Below are 21,063 nucleotides of genomic sequence, written 5' to 3' on the forward strand. Positions count from 1 at the left end.
GACATGGTGATAACCTGGACAGTTTGCACACGGAAGATCACAATTGATTGTGCTTCTCTCCCGGTCTATAAAACGAACTGAGGTCCATCGCTGATTTTTGTATGAAAAAACTTTCATTCCTTATCATATTTTTGGGACAACATCATATTATGTAATGTCCAAGAATAGCATCCGGAACTTATTTGGATCGGGAGGGAAATGAATGGAAAAAATCGATATTTTCAAAGATATCGCTGAACGGACAGGAGGAGACATTTATCTCGGAGTAGTCGGTGCTGTTCGTACAGGGAAATCTACCTTTATTAAACGGTTTATGGAGCTGGTCGTGCTGCCGAACATCCAAAATGACGGTGAGCGCCAGCGGGCACAGGATGAGCTTCCTCAAAGTGCAGCAGGAAAGACCATCATGACAACGGAACCTAAGTTTGTTCCGAACAATGCGGTCAGAATCCATGTCGGAGAAGGCCTGGATGTTAATGTAAGGCTGGTGGATAGTGTAGGCTATGCAGTGCCGAGCGCAAAAGGCTATGAGGATGAGAACGGGCCAAGAATGATTCATACACCATGGTATGACGAACCGATTCCTTTCCATGAAGCTGCTGAGATCGGCACAAGAAAAGTCATCCAGGAGCATTCCACTCTCGGAGTGGTTGTCACCACAGACGGTTCGATCGGAGAGATTCCAAGGTACGACTATATCGAATCGGAAGAAAGAGTTATCGATGAATTGAAAGAAGTCGGCAAGCCGTTCATCCTGGTGGTCAACTCTGTGCAGCCGCATCATCCTGATACAGAACAGCTGCGCAAAGAACTGTGCGAGAAATATGATATTCCAGTTCTGGCCATGAGTGTAGAGAGCATGACAGAGCATGATATAAACAATGTTCTCAGAGAAGTGCTGTATGAGTTCCCGGTTCTTGAAGTCAATGTGAACCTGCCAAGCTGGGTCATGGTGCTGAGGGAGGAACATTGGCTGCGGGAAAGCTATGAAGAAGCAGTAAGGGAAACGGTGAAGGATATCAAAAGGCTGAGGGATGTCGACCGGGTAGTAGGCAGCTTCAGCGACTTCGAATTTATAGACGAAGCACGGCTTGCAGGCATTGAGATGGGTCAGGGGATTGCAGAGATTGACCTGTTTGCTCCAGATGACCTCTATGATCAGATCTTAAAAGAAGTCGTAGGAGTAGAGATCAGGGGCAAAGATCACTTGCTGCAGCTGATGCAAGAATTCGCCTATGCAAAGCAGGAATATGACCAGGTAGCTGATGCACTGAGAATGGTCAAACAAACAGGTTACGGAATAGCTGCTCCAGCCTTGACCGACATGAGCCTCGATGAACCGGAAATCATCCGACAAGGCTCCAGGTTCGGCGTCAGGCTGAAAGCGGTAGCGCCTTCTATCCATATGATTAAAGTTGATGTGGAATCAGAATTTGCGCCGATCATCGGCACAGAGAAACAGAGCGAAGAACTCGTAAGGTATCTTATGCAGGATTTTGAAGAGGATCCGCTATCCATCTGGAACTCTGATATCTTTGGACGATCGCTGAATTCCATCGTGAGGGAAGGCATTCAGGGCAAGATTTCACTCATGCCGGAGAATGCAAGATACAAGCTGAAGGAAACCCTTGAGCGCATTATAAACGAAGGCTCTGGAGGATTAATCGCTATTATTTTATAATGAGAGGCTCCTTAAATGGAGTCTTTTTTTGTTGGAAATAGGCAAAAAACTCTATAAAAGTCGGCTTTTCGCTATTTTCCGCATAAAAATATTGAATTCTTATGACTTATCGTTTAATATAAGGCTTGTTACGAAAGTATTTAGTAAATCTTGTATAAAACAGGGCCCAGCGCTTTATGATAGTAAGACAGCCGAAAAACAAATGCATAGATAATAGCGTTCTTTGAGAGGAGGTGAATGGAATGAACAAGACTGATCTTGTAAATACAGTATCTGAACAAACTCAACTTTCTAAAAAGGATGCCACTAAAGCTGTTGATGCAGTATTCGAGGCGATCGCTGAAACACTTAAAGAAGGTGACAAGGTACAACTTATCGGTTTTGGTAACTTCGAAGTTCGTGAGCGTGCAGCTCGTAAGGGTCGCAACCCGCAAACTGGTCAAGAGATCGAAATCGCAGCAAGCAAAGTGCCTGCTTTCAAACCAGGAAAAGCCCTTAAGGATGCTCTAAAATAATCTTATACATAGGGCAAGCAAGAACCGCATTATGCGGTTCTTTTATTTTTGTGTTAAAAGTGTGGAATGAGCTCTCCTTTTTTGCCATTGCTTGTTACATATGCTAGAATCGGTTTTAGAAAAACGTACAGCAAACGTGAAAATGAACCTACATGAAACGTTGCAGGAATGAAAATGGAGGCTACCGCAGTGAAGGAATTCGATCGAGCAAAAATTGAACAGGCAGTTACCATGATCCTTGAGGCCATTGGAGAAGATCCGTCGCGTGAAGGACTTGTTGATACACCGAAAAGAGTGGCTAAAATGTACCAGGAAGTGTTTCAGGGACTGAACCAGGATCCGAAAGAGCACTTTGCTACGATCTTCGGAGAGGATCATGAAGAGCTGGTACTCGTGAAAGACATTCCGTTCTATTCCATGTGTGAACACCATCTTGTTCCTTTCTTTGGAAAAGCGCATATCGGCTATATTCCAAGAGGAGGAAAAGTAACCGGTCTGAGCAAACTTGCAAGAGCTGTTGAGGCAGTGACCCGCAGGCCGCAGCTTCAGGAAAGAATTACATCAGATGTTGCTGATGCGCTCGTAGACACGCTTGAACCTCATGGTGTGATCGTCGTTGTCGAGGCTGAGCATATGTGCATGACCATGCGCGGAGTGAAAAAGCCCGGCTCAAAAACCATAACATCTGCAGTTAGAGGGATATTTGTTAAGGATGCGGCTGCAAGAGCAGAAGTGCTCACGTTTATTCGCGGTTAATTTAAAAGAAACGGAGTGTGCGGCATGAAAACGAACGAGAAAATGAACGAGAATGAGTTTTTTGTGATTAAAGCGAAAGAAAACGGAGTTAACGTGATTGGATTGACCAGGGGGACTGAGACCAGGTTCCACCATTCAGAGAAGCTTGATAAGGGAGAGGTCATGCTCGCTCAGTTCACTGAGCATACATCTGCGGTTAAAGTAAGAGGCAAGGCGGTCATTTATACACGGCACGGTGAAGTTGACACGGAAGTATAAAAGCTTGGCTTGTGCCAAGTTTTCTTTACGCCTGATACTTAAAGGTGTAAACAATTATTGAATGGCCGGTATGATATAATAAATAATAGATAGAGTAAGCTGTATTTGCAGGATGTGGGGGCAGGGACATGAAGATCATCCAAGAAATAAATAAGTTAAATGAATATGTTTTACGAACGAGGGAACATTCTTTTCTAAAGCAGTATGTCGATGTTCCCCGGATCAATAACGATAAATGCCTGATTGCCTATTCGCTTCTGAAAGAAAGCGGATACGAAGGCGAGGAATTACAGGAATATTACGCAGCTGTCATGCTCGTCCAGAGTGCACTCGATATGCATGAATACATACTGAAGATTCAAAAGGACGAAGTAAAAGAGCGGCAATTGACCGTTCTGGCGGGAGACTATTACAGCAGCCTCTACTATTTTATACTATCCCTCTGTGAAGATCTTCCGTTAATACGGGTACTCTCACTTGGGATTCAGGATGTAAACGAAAGCAAGATGAAGCTTTTTTACAGCAAACAATCAAAACCTGATGAGATCACAAACGGAATCAAAAGCATGGAGGCTGGTATCCTGACAAGGGTAGCACGCCACTTTGGCAAGGAAGAGTTCATTCCGTTTATCTCTGAGTTCTTGTTTGTTTCTGCTGCTTCTCAATGCCCTGATCCTCTTTTTTCAGATTATCACCATCAGATTAAAAATGATCTGCTGCTAGCCCGCCACAAACTTAAGACACAAAAGCAGCCGGCTACCTTAAAAGCTGTCATGGAAAAGAGAATGAGGGCACTGCTTGAAGCACCTCACTATTTATTGCCGGAGGAAGGATAAGCAATGGAACAATTAAAAGAACAGCGGGTCCATTCGGTCTTTGAAAAAATATCAGGTCAATATGACTTTATGAACAACGTGATCAGCTTTAAGCAGCATACGAGATGGCGCAATGATACGATGAAGCGCATGGCTGTGAAAGAAGGAAGCCGTGCGCTCGATGTATGCTGCGGCACAGGGGAGTGGAGCATCGCTCTCGCGAAAGCGGTCGGAGCATCCGGGTCGGTAACCGGACTGGATTTCAGCAAGAACATGCTGGAAGTCGGCAAGAAAAAGCTTTCGGAGCTGAAGTGCCCGAATGTAAAGCTGATCCACGGGAATGCTATGGAACTGCCTTTTCCCGATAATACGTTCGATTACGTGACCATCGGGTTCGGTCTTCGGAACGTTCCGGATTATCTCCAGGTAATCAAGGAGATGCAACGCGTGGTTAAACCGGGAGGCAGAGTGGTCTGTTTGGAAACTTCTCAGACGACCACACCGATCGTAAAGCATGTCTTCCGTTTTTATTTTTCGGTCGTCATGCCGTTTCTCGGCAGACTTCTGGCAAAAAGCTATAATGAATATTCCTGGCTTCAGGAATCTGCCGGAGAATTCCTTGATAGGAATGAATTGAAGGCGTTATTTGAAGAAGCGGGGTTATCCCAAGTTACAGTTAAGCCATATACGTTCGGAACGGCGGCTATGCACATGGGAATTAAACAAACATAGAAAGAGAGATCGCTCGTGTATAAGAAATTAGCTATCATTCTTGAAATGATAAAGTTTGAACATACTTTATTTGCGCTTCCATTTGCATTTTTGGGGGCGATTCTCGGAAATGTAGTGGAAGAAGGAACTTTTCCGTCCATAACGGAATGGATCTGGATTACACTGGCGATGGTAGGCGCGAGAAGCGCTGCGATGACGCTCAACCGTGTCATCGATGCCAGGATCGACCAAAAGAATCCCAGAACGGCGACGAGGGCTATTCCTGCAAAGTTAATCAGCAAGAAAGAAGCTGTGCTGTTTATTGCCGGTTCTTTTGTTCTGCTGTTTGTAAGTGCCTCACAGCTTAACCTTCTTTCCGTATGGCTTTTGCCTCTGGCTGTATTTTTTCTAGTATTCTATTCCTATACGAAGCGTTTTACATACTTATGCCACGTCATTCTCGGTGCAACAATCGCTCTCGCTCCGCTTGGAGGATGGGTTGGAGCAACGGGAACCCTTTCTGCTGAAGCCTTTCTGCTCTATGCAGGTGTCTTGTTCTGGACGGCAGGATTCGACGTGATCTATGCCACGCAGGATGCGGATTATGACAGGAACCACGGCTTGTATTCCATTCCCTCTTATTTTGGGATTCCAAAGGCACTTTTCATCGCACGCTTTTTCCATGTCGTCAGCTTCTCGGCTTTCTTGGTTCTCGGCGCGGTCTCATCGTTCGGCTGGGTATACTTTGCCGGCGTGTTTTTATCAGGAGCGATCATGATCTATGAACACTCGATGGTTTCTCCGGAAGATCTGTCGAAGCTGAACGTTGCCTTTTTTACGATGAATGGAATCCTGAGCGTCGTTATGTTTATTTTCTCGTTGGGAGATTTGCTGCTATGAAAAATTTTGCCGTAGGAATTACGGGAGCGAGCGGAGCTGTATATGGTGTACGCCTTGTTCAGGAACTGCTGAAGGGCGGCCATAAAGTGCACCTCATGGTCACTGAAGCCGGATGGCAGGTTTTTCACGAAGAGCTCGGATGGGATACAACAGACCGCGGCAGCATTCTTCAAGAATACTTTATACAGGGGAGCAGCGGCGAACTTCACTATCATACGCTAAGAGACTTTAAAGCTCCGATCGCTTCTGGCTCCTATCAGAACAGCGGCATGATCATCATTCCTTGTTCGATGGGTACACTGTCAGGAATCGCACACGGAGCGTCCGGCAACCTGCTTGAGAGGGCGGCGGATGTAATGCTTAAGGAAGGGCGAAAGCTCGTACTCGTGCCGCGTGAAACACCGCTAAACAGTATTCATCTGGAAAACATGCTTAAAGTATCACAGGCAGGCGGCAAGATCCTGCCTGCGATGCCTGGTTTTTATCAGCTGCCGAAGACCCTTGACGACCTTGTTGATTTCTTAGTCGGCAAAGCGCTGGACAGCCTCGGCGTGCAACATGATTTATTTAAAAGGTGGGGAGAGTAATGGCGCTCAATATCGGCGAGATTAAATATACAAACATCCTTCCTCTATTTTTCTATTTGAATAAAAAAGAGATTGAAAATACCGGAGCGGAGTTCATTCCGCAGATACCGGCTGAGCTGAACCGGAGAATGGCCAGGGGGGAAATTGACCTTGGCGGTATTTCTTCCTTTTCTTTTGGTGAAAACAGCCATCAATACAGCCTTTTCCCTAATTTATCCGTATCGACTTTCGGTAAGGTAGGATCTATTCTATTGTTCTCAAAAACAGCCATTGAAGATCTGGACGGAAAGAGCATCGCACTTACTTCAAGTTCTGCAACTTCGGTCGTTCTTTTGAAAGTGATCCTTAAAGAATTTTACGGACTTGATCCTGTCTATGAAACGATGGCACCAGACTATGATCAGATGCTGCAGAATCATTCAGCCTGCCTGCTGATCGGGGAGGATGCCATTAAAGCCGACTGGCGGCAGGAGAAAGACATTCATGTGTATGATCTGGGTGAACTGTGGTATAAGCATACAGAGCTTCCGATGACCTATGCCGTCATGGCCGTGCGAAACGACAGCATTGAAAGAGAGCCGGCTCTTCTGGAGAAGCTCTTATTTGAAATGTCAGAGAGCAAACAAAAGACAAAGTCAGACCAATATCATGAGATGATCAGCCATATCCTGCCTGCCCATGGAGGGGAATACTCTTTTTGGGCAAACTATTTTCATGGCATCAATTATGATTTCGGGGAAAGCCATTTGAAAGGGCTGAAGCATTATTTTGAGCTCGCCAATAAGCATTCACTGATACAGACGGTTCCCGAATTTACTTTTTTTAACTACTCCTTACAGGGCATTTAGGTGAAAGCTATGAAACTGACTGAACTCTATTCACATGTAAAAAAAGATCTGCTTCAGATTGAATCCGAACTGGAGCAATCGATATCAGCAGACCACCCTATCTTGCAAAAGGCTGGAAGCCAGCTTCTGAAAGCTGGAGGCAAGCGAATCCGGCCTGTTTTCGTACTGCTTTCCGCACATTTCGGCGAATACGATATCCGCAATGTAAAGAAAGTTGCTGCCGCACTGGAAACCATACATATGGCATCACTCGTCCATGATGATGTGATTGACGATGCCGAGCTGCGAAGAGGGGCAAAGACGGTTAGAGCTGAGTATGACAACAAAGTGGCGATGTATACAGGGGACTTTCTGTTTGCCAAAGCGATCGAGATGATGACCAATGTCAGCCAGATTGCAGCACATCAAGTCTTGTCCTATTCCATGAAAGAGATGTGTCTTGGTGAGATCCAGCAAATCAAAGAGCAGTTTGATCTGGATCAGAACATAAGACAATACTTGCGGCGCATCAAAAGAAAAACAGCCCTCTTGATCGCTATCAGCTGCCAGCTTGGAGCTATTGCTTCCAATGCTTCTGTTCAGCTGCAAAGACAGCTGTACCGTTTTGGCTATTCCGTTGGCATGGCTTATCAGATCACGGATGACATTCTGGATTTTACAGCAACTGAAAAAGAATTGGGCAAACCTGCAGGCGGCGACTTGAAGCAGGGAAACATTACCCTTCCTGTTTTTTATGCAATGGACCAGATACCAGAATTAAAAGGCAGTATCCAGCGTTATTATCAAACCTGGGATGAGGGCGAGTTTTCCGGCATTATTGCTCAAATCAAAAAAAGCGGATCCATTCAGAAAGCTTCCATGGCTGCCCAATCCTATCTGGCAGATGCTTTTGCCGCCGCCGATCAGCTTCCGGCAGGACAGGCAAGAAACAGCATGATCAAGATTGCCAAATATATTGGAAAGCGCAAATTTTAGCTCATTGCTAAATCGTACTATTTTTGATACTATTTTCTAGGGGTCACAGCTAGCTTACAAGCCCTGAACCAATACATAGAAGATAGGGGAGAACTATTATGGAAAAAACGTTTCTAATGGTAAAACCAGATGGTGTACAGCGCAATTTGATCGGAGAGATTGTTTCAAGATTCGAGAAAAAAGGATTTCAGCTTGCTGGAGCCAAATTGATGACAATCTCACGTGAGCTTGCAGAAAACCACTACGGAGAACATAAAGAGCGTCCGTTCTTTGGCGAGTTGGTAAACTTCATCACTTCTGGTCCAGTTTTCGCTATGGTATGGCAAGGAGATAACGTGATTGCTACTGCTCGTAACATGATGGGAAAAACCAATCCTTCAGAAGCAGCTGCAGGAACTGTTCGCGGAGATTTTGCCGTAAGCGTAAGCAATAACATCATTCACGGTTCGGATTCTCCTGAAAGTGCTGTTCGTGAAATTGGTCTTTTCTTCAAGGAAGAAGAACTTGTCAATTACGAGAAAGCGGTTTCTTCTTGGATTTAATTGTAAGCGTTATAAACCAGCCAGCCACGGCTGGTTTTTTTATTTGGCGTGTTTAGCGTTAAGGAATGTTTCTTATTTGCCGATAGTTAAAGTAACGCTATGCATAAAGGGGTAAGAAACGTGGATCAAGATTATTCAAATTTTATTAAAGACGTTCAATCCATAACATCTATTGACCTGTCACTGTATAAAGAGGCACAGATGAAGAGGCGCCTCACTGCTTTTCGTGACAAGAAGAGCTTTGAAAGTTTCTCTGTCTTTTCGAAAGCTCTTATGAAAGACCGCCGCTTGCTGGATGAATTACTTGACCGGATGACGATCAATGTTTCGGAGTTTTATCGGAATCCGGAACGATGGATGGTTTTGAAGGATAAGATCATACCAGAACTTTTAAGCAGGACGAACAAACTGAAGATCTGGAGTGCCGCATGTTCAACGGGAGAGGAGCCTTACACCCTTGCTTCGCTTTTGCAGGAAACAGGACGGAACATCACCTATTCCATTCTGGCAACGGACCTCGATGAGCTTGCGCTGCGAAGGGCAAAGGAGGGCTTATATGCTGAAACATCGATTAAGAACGTGCCTGAGTCAGTCAGGAACAGCAGTTTTCGGCAAAAAGCTGGAGGGTTTGCGGTTACGGAAGCACTAAAAAAACCAATTGTGTTTAAACAGCATAACTTATTGGCAGATGCCTTTGAGAAGAGCTTTGATCTCATCGTTTGCCGTAATGTTATGATTTACTTTACAGAAGATGCAAAAGAAGCATTGTTTCATAAGTTTTCAGAGTCATTGCGCCCCGGAGGCTATCTGTTCGTGGGCAGCACGGAGCAGATCTTTCACCCCGGCCGCTTTAATCTGCAGCCAAGGGAAGCTTTTCTTTATCAGAAACCGCTTGTCTAGTTCAGAAATGAACAGCCCTTTGGGTTGACAAACTGTGCGTAATGCTTTATCTTGTGTTTTAACGATTTAGATTTTCAGGATAATTTAGCCCAGAGAGCAGTTTAGTTGAGAGATGAGAATAGTTGAGAATGATGAGTGGAGCCGAGCAGAGGGTTATGAATACATAGTACCCATGCCTCTTCGTGCATGGGTTTTTTTGCACCTCTTTTTCGCCTCATTCATTCTCCATTTTTGATGGAGGTGAATAATCACAATGTTATGTCTATCTTTTTATTTATCCCCTACATGAACGGATCGTTGCTGCCTTATTATATTTATAATCTTAAGGAGGGATTGCAATGGCCGTCAAAGAACTTCTCCAAAAAGGAATTCTTGGAGAAACCTACTCACAAAAAGAAGCCTACGAAATGATGAACGAAATACTGGAAGGAAAAGTGACGGAAGTCCAGCTTTCCAGTTTGCTGACCATACTCCGGCTGCGGGGGGAAACCATCGAAGAAATCGTTGGATTCTCAACTTCAATATTGGATCATACCGTGCCGCTTCACCTGGAATATCCGCAAATCCTTGATACGTGCGGAACAGGCGGAGACGGGGCGTCAACCTTTAATATATCCACTGCGTCTTCCTTATTGCTCGCATCAACGGGCATTAAAGTTGCCAAGCACGGCAATTCAGCTGTTACATCGAAAAGCGGAAGCGCAGACGTGCTTCAGCAGCTCGGGATCGGATCAAGCGGCGATGCGTCTGAAATCGCAGAGAGTCTGGAGAAGTTCTCTCTATGTTTCCTTTTTGCGCCAAACTATCATCCGGCACTCCGGCATGCGAGCAAAACAAGAAAGGGACTGTCTTTCCGAACAGTTTTTAATATTCTCGGTCCGTTATGCAACCCGGCCCATCCAACACATCAGCTGATCGGTGCATATAACAAGGAAACGGCAAAAAAAATGGCGCATGCGATTGCTGATTTCAAAGAGCAGAGAACCTTAGTGGTTTCAGGAGCAGACGGATTGGATGAATGCTCCATATTCGCACCGACACACTTTTTCGAAGTGGATAATGGGAACGTGAACGAATTCACACTCACTCCTGAAGATGCAGGACTCCCATATGGAACTTTAGAAGAGGTGACGGTGGCCTCCAGCCAGGAGAGCGCAGCCCTGATCAAAGCAGTTCTGAGCGGTAATGGTTCTGCTTCTGCACAAAATATCGTGATCTATAATACCGCAGCCTCTTTATATTTGACAGGAAAAGCCTCAACCATCCATGAAGGGGTTAAACTGGCACGGGACATTATTGCAACGGGGAAAGCCAGCCGCCATTTAGAAATGATTCAGAACCAAACAGGAGGATTGCCTTATGCTGCAACAAATTCTTGATCAAAAAAAGGAAGAAATCACAAAGCTTGAAAACAACTTCACTATAAAACATAACAGAAAAAAGGCATCTCTCTATGAGGCGATCAGAACATCAGAAAATGCGCCTGCGCTCATTGCTGAAGTTAAGAAAGCTTCGCCTTCAAAGGGGACGATTAAGGAGCATTACGTTCCTGCAGAGATTGCTGCTGAATATGAACAGGGAGGAGCGGCTGCAATCTCGGTGCTTACGGATCAGCGTTTTTTTCAGGGACATGCGGCAGACCTGGTCGCTGTAAAACAGATGGTCTCTCTTCCGGTCTTGAGAAAAGACTTTATTATCGACAAGCTCCAAGTGCTCGAGAGTGCTCATATCGGCGCTGATGCGATTTTGCTGATCGCAGCTGCGATGACACCGCAAAAGCTGCACGGATTATACGAGTTTGCTCATGAGCATGATCTGGAATGCCTGGTGGAAGTTCACTCTGTAGAGGAACTGGAAGGCGTCCTTAAGCAGTTCACACCAAAGCTCGTCGGGATCAACAACAGGGATCTCCGTACGTTCAAAACGGATATAAAACATACAGCGGCCATCGCCAGCCATATTCCAGAGAGCATATTAACCGTGAGTGAGAGCGGAATAAAAGAAACTGACGACCTCCATTACTTGCGCAGTCACAGCATCAACGCGATTTTAGTCGGCGAAACGCTCATGCGTGCTTCATCTCCGGCCGAAGGGATCAAGACGCTGTATGGCCGGTAAGACTCCGTTTCTTAAATTTTGCGGATGCCGGAGCAAGGAAGACCTGCTTCTTGTAAAAGAGTCACGCGCAGATCTGGCAGGATTTATTTTTGCCCCGAGCAAACGAAGGGTAGCCCCTGAAGATGCGGGCAAATGGGTGAGGGGAAATCAGCCGCTCAAACAGCAATTAACAGGAGTATTTGTGAACCCTTCTCTTGATGAAATACAGGCCGCTTTAGCAAACGTGCCTTTAGATATCGTTCAATGCCATGGTGATGAAACTCCCGGATTTCTAAAAGAACTAAAGAAAAAAACAGGAATAACGATTTGGAAAGCCGTACGCCACGAGCCAGGCGGATGGAACAACCTGAAAGAGTTTGCCGGGGTCGCAGACGGTTATGTAATTGATGCCCGGGTAGAGGGAGCTTACGGAGGAACAGGGACAGCCTTTGACTGGGACGCTGTTCCGATGTATTTACAGGAGGCTGAACGGCAAGGTGTTCCTTGTTTTATTGCAGGGGGGATTCATGCAGAAAACATTTCAAAACTGCTGAGCTATAGTCCGGACGGCATAGACATCAGCAGCGGAATTGAGGAAGACGGTAAAAAATGCCGGAAAAAAATAAAGGATTTAGAAGGGATGATGATGCAATATGAAAACAGTATATCCTGACAGCCGGGGAAGATATGGAGAGTTTGGCGGGAAGTTTGTACCCGAGACGATCATGTTTGCTTTGGAAGACCTTGAGAAAGGTTTTAGTGAAGCGATTGAAAACGCTGAGTTCATGGAGGAACTTCAGCATGAACTGACAGATTACTCCGGCAGGCCTACACCTTTAACCTATGCAGGAAAGCTGAGTGCAAAGACCGGCGGAGCATCCATCTACCTGAAAAGAGAAGACTTGAACCACACTGGCGCCCACAAGATCAACAATGCGATCGGCCAGGCGCTGCTCGCAAAAAGGATGGGAAAGAAAAAGATCATCGCTGAAACAGGAGCAGGACAGCATGGCGTTGCGGCTGCTACTGCTGCTTCTAGGTATGGTTTGGAATGCAAAGTATATATGGGCGAGGAAGACATCCGCCGTCAGGCTCTAAACGTATTCCGCATGAAACTGCTGGGAGCGGAAGTGATTCCAGTGAGCAGCGGAACAAAAACGTTAAAGGACGCGACAAATGAAGCGATCAGGCAGTGGGTTGCATCGGTTGAAGATACTTTCTACATGATTGGATCAGCCGTTGGACCGCATCCGTATCCGAAGATCGTCAAAGAGTTTCAGAGTGTAATCGGATACGAGGCAAAAGCACAATTTGCTCAACTAAAGGAGGGCAGCCTTCCTGAGAAAGTGGTGGCCTGTGTAGGGGGCGGCAGCAATGCGATCGGTATTTTTTCAGCGTTCGTCGATGAAGATGTTTCTCTTGTCGGGGTTGAAGCGGGAGGCAAAGGACTCTTGACCGGCCTGCATGCCGCGACGATGGCGAACGGGACAGCCGGTGTTATCCATGGATCACTGACGTACCTCCTTCAGTCGCAGGAAGGCCAGATCCAGGAGCCTTATTCCATCTCAGCAGGTTTGGATTATCCTGGAGTAGGACCGGAACATGCTTTCTTAAAATCAACTGAACGTGTCAAATATGAAAACATCACGGACGAAGAAGCGCTTGAGGCACTGAATCTCCTTTGCCGTGAAGAAGGCATTCTATGTGCGCTGGAGAGCGCACACGCTGTGGCACAAGCATTAAAAGAAGCACGAAGCATGAGTGCTCACGAAAACATCATCGTCTGCCTGTCCGGCAGGGGAGATAAAGACGTTCATACACTTTTTGAACAGCAGAAGGAGGAAGTCTCTCATGGGGAGTAGAATGAAAGAGTTTCAGTCAAAGAAATCGCCATTGTTCGTACCCTTTATCACAGCAGGTGATCCTTCTCCTGAGGTTACGGTTGACCTGGCTCTCGCTCTTCAAAACGAAGGGGCGGATGCACTGGAGCTGGGTATTCCATATTCTGATCCCCTTGCAGACGGGCCGGTGATCCAGCGGGCTTCCAAACGGGCGCTGGAAAAAGATATGAGTTTGGAAAAAGCCATGAAGCTCGTCGCAAACATGCGCGCAGCCGGTTTAACCATTCCGGTTATTATCTTTACTTATTACAATCTTTTGTTACAATTGGGAGAACAGAAATTTTTTGAATTGGCATCACAGAACGAAATTGATGGGCTGCTTGTGCCGGATTTGCCTTTTGAAGAAAGCAAAGACCTTCAGAAGTCATGTTCCGCCCATGATCTAAGCTTCATTTCTCTCGCTGCGCCCACTACTTCTCAAGGAAGGCTAAAAGAAATCGGAGAGGCTGCACAGGGGTTTCTCTATTGCATCTCTTCACTTGGTGTTACCGGGGCAAGGACTTCGTTTGCCAACGGCCTGGACCGCTTTCTGGATGAAGCGAGATCTGCGAGTTCGGTTCCGGTATTGATCGGTTTCGGCTTGTCGAGCAGAGAGCAGATGCAGCAATTTGAGGGGAAATGTGATGGTTTTATCATGGGGAGCACGATCGTATCAAAAATTGAGGAGCTGGGACCAGATCTTCTCAGGGAGGACAAGAAAAGAGAAGCGCTTCAAACGTTCTCTGACTTTCTTTCCAAGCTGGTCCCGCTGAATGTTTACAGTTAACAGAAAGGAAGGGTCTTTGTGGAGGCAAAATCACAGCTGTTGAATTTAAAACCCTATCAGCCGGGAAAACCAATCGAGGAAGTGAAGCGCGAGTACGGGCTGGACAAAATCGTTAAATTGGCATCAAATGAGAATCCATACGGAAGCTCGCCTTCGGTTAAGGCCGCTATCGTTTCAGAAGCCGCTCACTTAGGGCTGTATCCTGATGGCTACAGCGCTGAACTGCGGGAGGAGCTTTCAGAATTTTTAGGAGTAAAAAAAGGAAATTTGATTTTTGGCAATGGTTCCGACGAAGTCGTGCAGATCTTGTCACGAAGCTTTTTGCATGAAGGAACGAACACGGTCATGGCAGCGAACACCTTTCCTCAGTACAAGCATAACGCTGTGATTGAAGGGGCGGAAGTTCGCGAAGTTCCGCTGCTTAACGGAGAACATGACCTGAATGAGATGCTCAAAGCGATCGACGGACAAACTAAAATCGTTTGGCTGTGCAGCCCGAATAATCCTACCGGCCATTACATTGATCAAAAATCGTTTGAAACATTTATGGCTGAAGTTCCTCCGCACGTACTGGTAGTGAGTGACGAAGCGTATTATGAATACGTTGAAGCCGAAGATTTTCCAGAGACCATCACTTATTTGGACCGATATCCGAATTTGGTGATCCTGCGGACGTTTTCTAAGGCTTACGGACTTGCTGCACTCCGGATCGGTTATGGAATCGGTGATGAGAAGCTTATCACAGCCATTGAACCGGCCAGAGAGCCGTTCAACACATCACGCATTGCACAGGCAGCAGCCCGTGCTGCGATCAAAGACCAGGATTTCATCAGCACCTGCTCTGAAAGAAACAGAGAAGGGCTGCAGCAATTTTATGATTTCTGCCAGAAACGCGGATTGGTTTACTATCCTTCTCAAGCGAATTTCATCCTAATTGATTTTAAGGAAGACTCAAATCTTTTGTTTCAGCATCTTCTTGAAAGAGGCTACATTGTGCGTTCTGGATCAGCACTGGGCTTTCCTACAAGCCTCAGAATAACGATCGGCGATAAGCAGCAGAACGGGGAGATCATTGAGCATCTGGAAAATTATTTGCTGATGTCAGGAAACACAGAAAAAGAAACCGTGTAAATCCATCAGAGAAGAGGGGCCTGCTCGGCCTCTTTCTCGATAAATTCAAAATTTTCGAAAAATATTGTTGATTTTTGAAGCGCTACTGCTATAATATAACTAATATGGTTTCTCTCCACTCCTATCCATATTATTGTTTTCCCTGACAGCGCTTTCAAAGTCAGGGTTTTTTTTGTTTTCCTATACTCATATCTTTGCAGGTGCGCTCATAGCCTGTCTATATAAGGGCGAAGGCGAATCGTAGATTTTGAAGTGAACACACCCTCTCATGTATAATGAAAACAAAATAGATTGCCGTAAGAGAAGGAGTTTTTGTTATTGGAAAAGTTACAAGAAGCCATCACCCTTGTTGAAATGGGACATGTCCGTGAGGGCATGAAGCTCATCGAAATGCTTACAAAGGAAGCCGACCATCAAACACTCTATGATATTGCGAGGGTTTATGAAAACTGGGGACATCTGGAGGAAGCGATGAAGATCGTTGCTCAGTTGAGAGCTTTTTACCCGGAGGATGGCGACCTCGGCATCTTTGCCGCCGAGCTGCTCATTGAGATGGAAAAGGAAGATGAAGCTCTGGAGATACTGGGACAAATCAGTGCATACGATGATTCTTACATCCAATCGCTCCTATTGCAGGCTGACCTTTATTTTATGCAAGGACTCCATGAAGTTGCGGAGCAAAAGCTCCTGAAAGCCAAGCAGACCAAACCAGATGAGCCAGTTCTTGCTTTTGCTCTTGGTGAACTGTATCTTGAACGAGGCGATTTTATCAAAAGCGCTGCCTTCTTCAAGGAAGCCGAACCGATTGCGTCGACTCTTCCCGAAGGGGATCTTTACCTAAGGCTTGCCGAAGCGCTGAGCAGAGGCGGTAAGTTTGAAGAAGCTCTTGACTATTATAAAAAAGGCCTGGAATCCAAAAAAGAACTGCACAGTCTGTTTGGATACGGATTGACCGCGTATAAAACAGGGGAGTATAAAACAGCGATATCTGCGCTTGAAGAATTAAAAGGACTGGACCCTGAGTATACGACGCTTTATCCTTGGCTTGCTTCATCCTATGAGGAAGAGGGGGCCCTTGACGAGGCGATCGAGGCGATCCGGGAAGGAATCAGCAAGGATGAATTCAACGAAGACCTTAAAGTACGTGCCGCACGCCTCATGTACCGGACAGGAAACAAAGAAGAAGGCGAAAAGTACGCGAGGGAGGTTATCGCGCTCAATCCTTCAAATGCTGAAGCTGTCCTTCACTTGTCTTCCATGCTTAAAAAAGAAGAACGTTTTGCTGACATGGTCGAACTGCTCACACATGTTGCAGAGCAGGGTGACGAAACGCCGGAGATGATCTGGGATCTGGCCTTTGCATACAAAGAAGCAGAAGAATATGAACAGGCCAGAGAACAATATGAAGCGGCCTTTCCTTCCTTCACGAACCATGAAGTCTTTTTGGAAGAGTATGGCATGTTTCTGATCGAAGAAGGGGAACCTGTAAAGGCAGCCGGCATCCTGAAACAAGCCTTGTCATTGAACCCGAACCTTCACCATGTTGAAGAAATAATCAGCCGGCTGGAAGAGTACTAATCAACCCGCTTTTTTCTTTAAATATTCTTTCCGGTTAGAAGGATTTATCAAGCAGGGCAAGAATATACTAAAGTAATATACTTTGGTTAGGAATGATGGGGGGATCACAATGAGCAGCACCGTTTCTGTCCTTGAAAAGAAGGATTTTATTAAATGGTTTTTAAATCATTATCAACTAAAAAAACGTGAGTGCGTCTGGTTGTTAAACTACCTTGTCAGTGACGACCAGCTCATGGAAAAGGTTCACTTTGTGGAGAAAGCAGAGTATTGCCCTAAAGCCATTATTATGTCCGCTCAATGTACCGATGGTGTTCCATTCCGTTTTTATAAACAGAATGTCTTGACAACGGATGCAGAAAAATCATTCCACGATATCCGGCTTAACCAGGAAGAAGACATCTTTATTGAACTAAACTTTAATTCTTCAAGATTGACGCCCGAGTATGCCTCGGTACTGGAAGAAAATCCGCATCTGCCTGACAATATGGTAACAGACCGAAAATATGGACTGTGGGCAGAACTGATTCTTGACCAATCGGTATCCCAATTTAAAAAACAGAAAATACTCGTTAACATTGACCGTGCGCTGGACCAAAAAGATGAAGAAACTTTCCAGCAGCTTACCGAAGAACTTAGAAAATTGTAACCCTCTTTTTTAAAAAGAGGGTTTTATTTTGTTTTTTTTGATACGATGGAATACATATTAAACTATTTATACATAAAAGGAGTTTCACAGATGAAATGGAGTTCAGGTGATATTAATATTTATCAGCAGTCGAAAGAGTTTGTGGATACTGTCATCATTCCCCTTCAGCCTCTGTCTTTCGGCCCTTCCATGAGGACAAGTGCAGGGATGGCTGATTATTCCCTTCTCATTGCAGAAGAGACAGAACGTCAGCTGCACGGGCGGTTGTTTCTCATGCCTTCCTTTACCTATTTGAAGCTGGAAAGTGAAGAAGCTCTCATGGCCCGGCTCCACTCATGGGTCAGTGAACTTAAGGAAGAAGGGTTCCGCCATATTTTTTTCTTGACGAGCGATGCCGATTGGAAAAAAGCTGAACATGAGCTAAGAGAAACACTCCTTTGGATGCCTGTCATACCGATGGAGACGATGGATTCGTCATATAAGGAAGAAATCGTTAAAGAACAGGTCAAACAGCTGTTTCAGATCATCCTTCATAAGTGGCAGGAAAGCTAAAAAACCAAGCACTGGAGATACATGTTCATATTGACAGTAAAAGACAACTTACGCTATCATGTTAATGTCCTAGTAATATGTGTGTAAAACAATTGTCCGGATGGACTTTATTTACAGCAAGGGGGGGAAACGAAATGTCTAAGGAAGATATCTCCAGACGCCAGTTTTTGAACTACACATTGACCGGTGTCGGAGGGTTCATGGCTGCAGGGATGCTAATGCCAATGGTGCGTTTTGCCATCGACCCCATCCTTGAAAAGGGTGCGGACCAGGATATGGTAGCGGTTACTGAAGTCAGCAAGATCGGCAAGGAACCAAAACGATTTAACTTTAAAATCAAGCAAAAAGACGGATGGTACGAATCAGAGGTCACCCAATCTGCGTGGGTCTACAAAAACGGCAAGGGCGAATTAATAGCGCTTTCACCGGTTTGCAAGCATTTGGGATGTACCATCGACTGGAACACTGATCCAAGCCACCCAAGCCAATTTTATTGTCCTTGCCACGGAGGCCGTTATGAGAAAGACGGTACGAATATTAAAGGTACACCGCCGCTTGCGCCTCTCGATGTTTATGACAGCAAGGTGAAGGACGGAAAGTTGTATCTAGGAAAGGCAAAACCACGAAAGGGGGCGTAATAGATGCTGCAAAAAATTTACGATTGGGTAGACGAGCGTTTGGATATTACGCCGCTTTGGCGCGATGTGGCTGACCATGAAGTGCCAGAGCACGTTAACCCGGCCCATCATTTTTCCGCGTTCGTTTATTGTTTCGGGGGATTAACGTTCTTTATTACGGTAATCCAAATCTTGTCTGGAATGTTCTTAACGATGTACTATGTTCCGGATATTGTGAATGCCTGGGAATCTGTATATTATCTGCAGAATCAGGTGGCATTCGGTGTCATCGTAAGAGGAATGCACCACTGGGGAGCCAGCTTGGTAATCGTTATGATGTTTTTACATACCTTGCGCGTATTTTTCCAGGGCGCTTACAAAAAACCTCGTGAATTGAACTGGGTAGTAGGAGTATTAATTTTTGGTGTTATGCTTGGACTTGGGTTCACAGGCTATTTGTTGCCATGGGATATGAAAGCGCTGTTCGCTACAAAAGTAGGGATTCAGATCGCAGAAACAATCCCTGTGATCGGACCGATCGCAAAAACATTCCTAGCAGGCGGAGAAATCATCGGAGCACAGACATTAACTCGTTTCTTTGCGATACACGTATTCTTCCTGCCGGCTGCACTGCTCGCGCTCATGGGTGCCCACTTTATCATGATCCGCAAACAGGGTATCTCGGGTCCGCTGTAAAATTGCTTTTTTAATTATCTTTATTTTTAAAATTGAGTGACCATTCTCTACATCAGAGATATATCTTGGCAGATAAAGCTCATCTGCGTCAGAGCAGATAAGCTTCTAGACGCTAAAAAAGGGAGGGAGAAAGATGCATCGAGGCAAAGGAATGAAGTTTGTAGGAGACTCCCGTGTTCCTGCAGAGCGCAAGCCGAACATTCCGAAGGATTACTCTGAGTATCCTGGAAAAACGGAAGCGTTTTGGCCAAACTTCCTTTTGAAAGAATGGATGGTAGGTGCCGTCTTTTTAATAGGGTATTTAATCTTAACCATTTCTCACGAATCTCCGCTGGAGCGTAAAGCAGATCCGACAGATGCAGGATATATTCCGCTTCCTGACTGGTATTTCCTATTCTTGTATCAGCTCTTGAAATACAAGTATGCTGCCGGTGATTACGTTTTAATCGGAACGATTGTTATTCCTGGACTTGCTTTCGGAGCGCTGCTGCTCGCACCATGGCTGGACAGAGGGCCGGAACGCCGTCCTTCACGCCGTCCTGTTGCTACAGGATTAATGCTGCTTGCCCTTATTTCCATTACATATTTAACATGGGAGTCCGTTGTTACCCATGACTGGGAAAAGGCGAAAGAACAGGGTAAAATCGTGGAGACCAACATCGACAAGAACGATCCCGGCTATCAAGTCTTCAAAGGCCAGTCCTGTGTAGGCTGCCATGGATCGGAATTGACAGGCGGAACGGGGCCATCACTTATTGGAACCGGTTTAAAACCTGAACAGATCATGAAGATTGCCAAGGAAGGGCGAGGGGCTATGCCTGCAAACGCTTATAAAGGCAATGAAGCCGATTTGAAAAAATTGGCCACATTCATTTCAAAACTGAAAAAATAAACATCAAAAAAAGCTGGCTTGCAGAGTCGGCTTTTTTTACATCATCGGCAAGTGAGGAGAAAAAGAATGATTTATCTTTATGGAATTTTGAAGCAAAAATGGTTCCTGTCCAGTTTGCTTATCATCAATATTCTTGGAACGGCCTACGGATATTACTGGTATAAAGACCAGCTCGCTGAAACACCGCTGAAGTTTGTTCTTTTTGTGCCAGACAGCCCGACGGCCAGTCTGTTCTTTGTCTTCGTGCTCATTGCGTTTCTTTTCGGAAAAAACCTGCCATACATCGAAGCACTGGCCGCGGTAAGCCTTTTTAAGTACGGAATCTGGGCGGTTGGCATGAATATTGCAGGCGGTGTAGTTGATCCTCCTATGTATTGGGCCAATTATATGCTCATCGTTTCCCATCTGGGGATGGCGATCGAAGGCCTCCTTTATACACCGTACTATCGAATTCAGCTCCGGCATCTGGCGGTAGCGGGCCTCTGGGTATTTCATAACGAAATTATCGATTATGTTTATGGTATGATGCCGAGGTACGACGTACTCTGGGAACATATGCAGCTGATCGGATATCTTACCTTCTGGCTCAGTGTGGTATCCGTCGTCCTTGTGTATTATTTAACGAGGGAGAAGCCGGCTCACTCCGGCAAATAAAGGTCTAACCTTGTCCATTTCCTCATATGATTTGTTATACCGTAT

The 21,063-nt window shown here is 45.5% G+C and carries 25 protein-coding genes; all 25 read left to right on the forward strand.

Translation table 11 applies throughout. The features are described from left to right. The first annotated feature begins 202 nt into the window (after window positions 1-202). The gene (gene spoIVA / locus AR335_RS10895) at window positions 203-1,681 is read left to right on the forward strand and encodes a stage IV sporulation protein A (protein WP_053358047.1); all 1,479 of its coding nucleotides are present in this window, start codon (window positions 203-205) and stop codon (window positions 1,679-1,681) included. 242 nt (window positions 1,682-1,923) lie between these two features. Next, complete coding sequence (locus AR335_RS10905) at window positions 1,924-2,196, forward strand: HU family DNA-binding protein (RefSeq protein ID WP_053358048.1); 273 nt, start codon at window positions 1,924-1,926, stop codon at window positions 2,194-2,196. Between the two features lie 174 nt (window positions 2,197-2,370). Continuing rightward, window positions 2,371-2,952, forward strand: a complete 582-nt coding sequence (gene folE, locus AR335_RS10910) for a GTP cyclohydrolase I FolE (protein ID WP_369795811.1) — start codon at window positions 2,371-2,373, stop codon at window positions 2,950-2,952. Between the two features lie 24 nt (window positions 2,953-2,976). Then, window positions 2,977-3,210: a trp RNA-binding attenuation protein MtrB gene (gene mtrB, locus AR335_RS10915; RefSeq protein ID WP_053358050.1), complete on the forward strand. Its 234-nt coding sequence runs from the start codon at window positions 2,977-2,979 to the stop codon at window positions 3,208-3,210. A gap of 128 nt (window positions 3,211-3,338) precedes the next feature. Continuing rightward, window positions 3,339-4,046, forward strand: coding sequence for a heptaprenyl diphosphate synthase component 1 (locus AR335_RS10920; RefSeq protein WP_062235365.1), 708 nt, complete (start codon window positions 3,339-3,341; stop codon window positions 4,044-4,046). Window positions 4,047-4,049: 3 nt separating this feature from the next. After that, window positions 4,050-4,757 carry a demethylmenaquinone methyltransferase gene (locus tag AR335_RS10925; RefSeq protein ID WP_053358052.1) on the forward strand — a complete coding sequence of 236 codons (708 nt, stop codon included), beginning with the start codon at window positions 4,050-4,052 and terminating at the stop codon, window positions 4,755-4,757. A 15-nt stretch (window positions 4,758-4,772) separates the two neighbouring features. Next, the gene (locus tag AR335_RS10930) at window positions 4,773-5,636 is read left to right on the forward strand and encodes a UbiA-like polyprenyltransferase (protein ID WP_082316216.1); all 864 of its coding nucleotides are present in this window, start codon (window positions 4,773-4,775) and stop codon (window positions 5,634-5,636) included. After that, the gene (locus AR335_RS10935; RefSeq protein ID WP_062235368.1) at window positions 5,633-6,223 is read left to right on the forward strand and encodes a UbiX family flavin prenyltransferase; all 591 of its coding nucleotides are present in this window, start codon (window positions 5,633-5,635) and stop codon (window positions 6,221-6,223) included. Before AR335_RS10930 ends, AR335_RS10935 begins: the two co-directional genes overlap by 4 nt. After that, window positions 6,223-7,071, forward strand: a complete 849-nt coding sequence (locus AR335_RS10940) for a menaquinone biosynthetic enzyme MqnA/MqnD family protein (RefSeq protein ID WP_062235371.1) — start codon at window positions 6,223-6,225, stop codon at window positions 7,069-7,071. The genes AR335_RS10935 and AR335_RS10940 overlap by 1 nt, the downstream gene beginning before the upstream one ends. 9 nt (window positions 7,072-7,080) lie before the next feature. Next, window positions 7,081-8,046 carry a heptaprenyl diphosphate synthase component II gene (gene hepT / locus AR335_RS10945; protein ID WP_062235374.1) on the forward strand — a complete coding sequence of 322 codons (966 nt, stop codon included), beginning with the start codon at window positions 7,081-7,083 and terminating at the stop codon, window positions 8,044-8,046. A gap of 98 nt (window positions 8,047-8,144) precedes the next feature. Continuing rightward, window positions 8,145-8,588: a nucleoside-diphosphate kinase gene (ndk, locus tag AR335_RS10950; protein ID WP_053358056.1), complete on the forward strand. Its 444-nt coding sequence runs from the start codon at window positions 8,145-8,147 to the stop codon at window positions 8,586-8,588. A 120-nt stretch (window positions 8,589-8,708) separates the two neighbouring features. Next, window positions 8,709-9,488, forward strand: coding sequence for a CheR family methyltransferase (locus AR335_RS10955; protein ID WP_369795812.1), 780 nt, complete (start codon window positions 8,709-8,711; stop codon window positions 9,486-9,488). 338 nt (window positions 9,489-9,826) lie between these two features. Beyond that, complete coding sequence (gene trpD / locus AR335_RS10960; RefSeq protein WP_062235381.1) at window positions 9,827-10,867, forward strand: anthranilate phosphoribosyltransferase; 1,041 nt, start codon at window positions 9,827-9,829, stop codon at window positions 10,865-10,867. After that, complete coding sequence (gene trpC / locus AR335_RS10965) at window positions 10,848-11,606, forward strand: indole-3-glycerol phosphate synthase TrpC (protein WP_062235384.1); 759 nt, start codon at window positions 10,848-10,850, stop codon at window positions 11,604-11,606. Before trpD ends, trpC begins: the two co-directional genes overlap by 20 nt. Further along, window positions 11,596-12,258 carry a phosphoribosylanthranilate isomerase gene (locus AR335_RS10970; RefSeq protein ID WP_062235388.1) on the forward strand — a complete coding sequence of 221 codons (663 nt, stop codon included), beginning with the start codon at window positions 11,596-11,598 and terminating at the stop codon, window positions 12,256-12,258. Before trpC ends, AR335_RS10970 begins: the two co-directional genes overlap by 11 nt. Next, window positions 12,239-13,447 (forward strand): tryptophan synthase subunit beta, encoded by a 1,209-nt coding sequence (gene trpB / locus AR335_RS10975; RefSeq protein WP_062235391.1) that lies wholly within the window; start codon window positions 12,239-12,241, stop codon window positions 13,445-13,447. The genes AR335_RS10970 and trpB overlap by 20 nt, the downstream gene beginning before the upstream one ends. Further along, a complete protein-coding gene (trpA, locus tag AR335_RS10980; RefSeq protein WP_091004903.1) occupies window positions 13,437-14,252 on the forward strand; it encodes a tryptophan synthase subunit alpha in 816 nt (271 codons plus the stop codon). Before trpB ends, trpA begins: the two co-directional genes overlap by 11 nt. Window positions 14,253-14,270: 18 nt before the next feature. Further along, complete coding sequence (gene hisC, locus AR335_RS10985; RefSeq protein ID WP_062235395.1) at window positions 14,271-15,383, forward strand: histidinol-phosphate transaminase; 1,113 nt, start codon at window positions 14,271-14,273, stop codon at window positions 15,381-15,383. Between the two features lie 318 nt (window positions 15,384-15,701). Next, window positions 15,702-16,961 carry a tetratricopeptide repeat protein gene (locus tag AR335_RS10990; protein WP_062235398.1) on the forward strand — a complete coding sequence of 420 codons (1,260 nt, stop codon included), beginning with the start codon at window positions 15,702-15,704 and terminating at the stop codon, window positions 16,959-16,961. A 109-nt stretch (window positions 16,962-17,070) separates the two neighbouring features. Beyond that, on the forward strand, window positions 17,071-17,607 hold the full coding sequence (locus tag AR335_RS10995; protein WP_053358065.1) for a ReoY family proteolytic degradation factor: 537 nt from the start codon (window positions 17,071-17,073) through the stop codon (window positions 17,605-17,607). Between the two features lie 90 nt (window positions 17,608-17,697). Next, window positions 17,698-18,159 carry a YpiF family protein gene (locus tag AR335_RS11000; RefSeq protein ID WP_053358066.1) on the forward strand — a complete coding sequence of 154 codons (462 nt, stop codon included), beginning with the start codon at window positions 17,698-17,700 and terminating at the stop codon, window positions 18,157-18,159. A gap of 134 nt (window positions 18,160-18,293) precedes the next feature. Continuing rightward, the gene (locus AR335_RS11005; RefSeq protein WP_062235401.1) at window positions 18,294-18,797 is read left to right on the forward strand and encodes a ubiquinol-cytochrome c reductase iron-sulfur subunit; all 504 of its coding nucleotides are present in this window, start codon (window positions 18,294-18,296) and stop codon (window positions 18,795-18,797) included. A 3-nt stretch (window positions 18,798-18,800) separates the two neighbouring features. Next, window positions 18,801-19,472 carry a menaquinol-cytochrome c reductase cytochrome b subunit gene (qcrB, locus tag AR335_RS11010; RefSeq protein ID WP_053358068.1) on the forward strand — a complete coding sequence of 224 codons (672 nt, stop codon included), beginning with the start codon at window positions 18,801-18,803 and terminating at the stop codon, window positions 19,470-19,472. A 133-nt stretch (window positions 19,473-19,605) separates the two neighbouring features. Continuing rightward, entirely contained in the window at window positions 19,606-20,364 is a 759-nt protein-coding gene (locus tag AR335_RS11015; RefSeq protein WP_053358069.1) for a menaquinol-cytochrome c reductase cytochrome b/c subunit, read from the forward strand. 66 nt (window positions 20,365-20,430) lie between these two features. After that, entirely contained in the window at window positions 20,431-21,018 is a 588-nt protein-coding gene (locus AR335_RS11020) for a DUF1405 domain-containing protein (RefSeq protein WP_062235403.1), read from the forward strand. Window positions 21,019-21,063 lie beyond the last annotated feature (45 nt).

Source organism: Fictibacillus sp. FJAT-27399, from assembly GCF_001510655.1.
Taxonomy (GTDB): Bacteria; Bacillota; Bacilli; order Bacillales; family Fictibacillaceae; genus Fictibacillus_C; species Fictibacillus_C marinisediminis.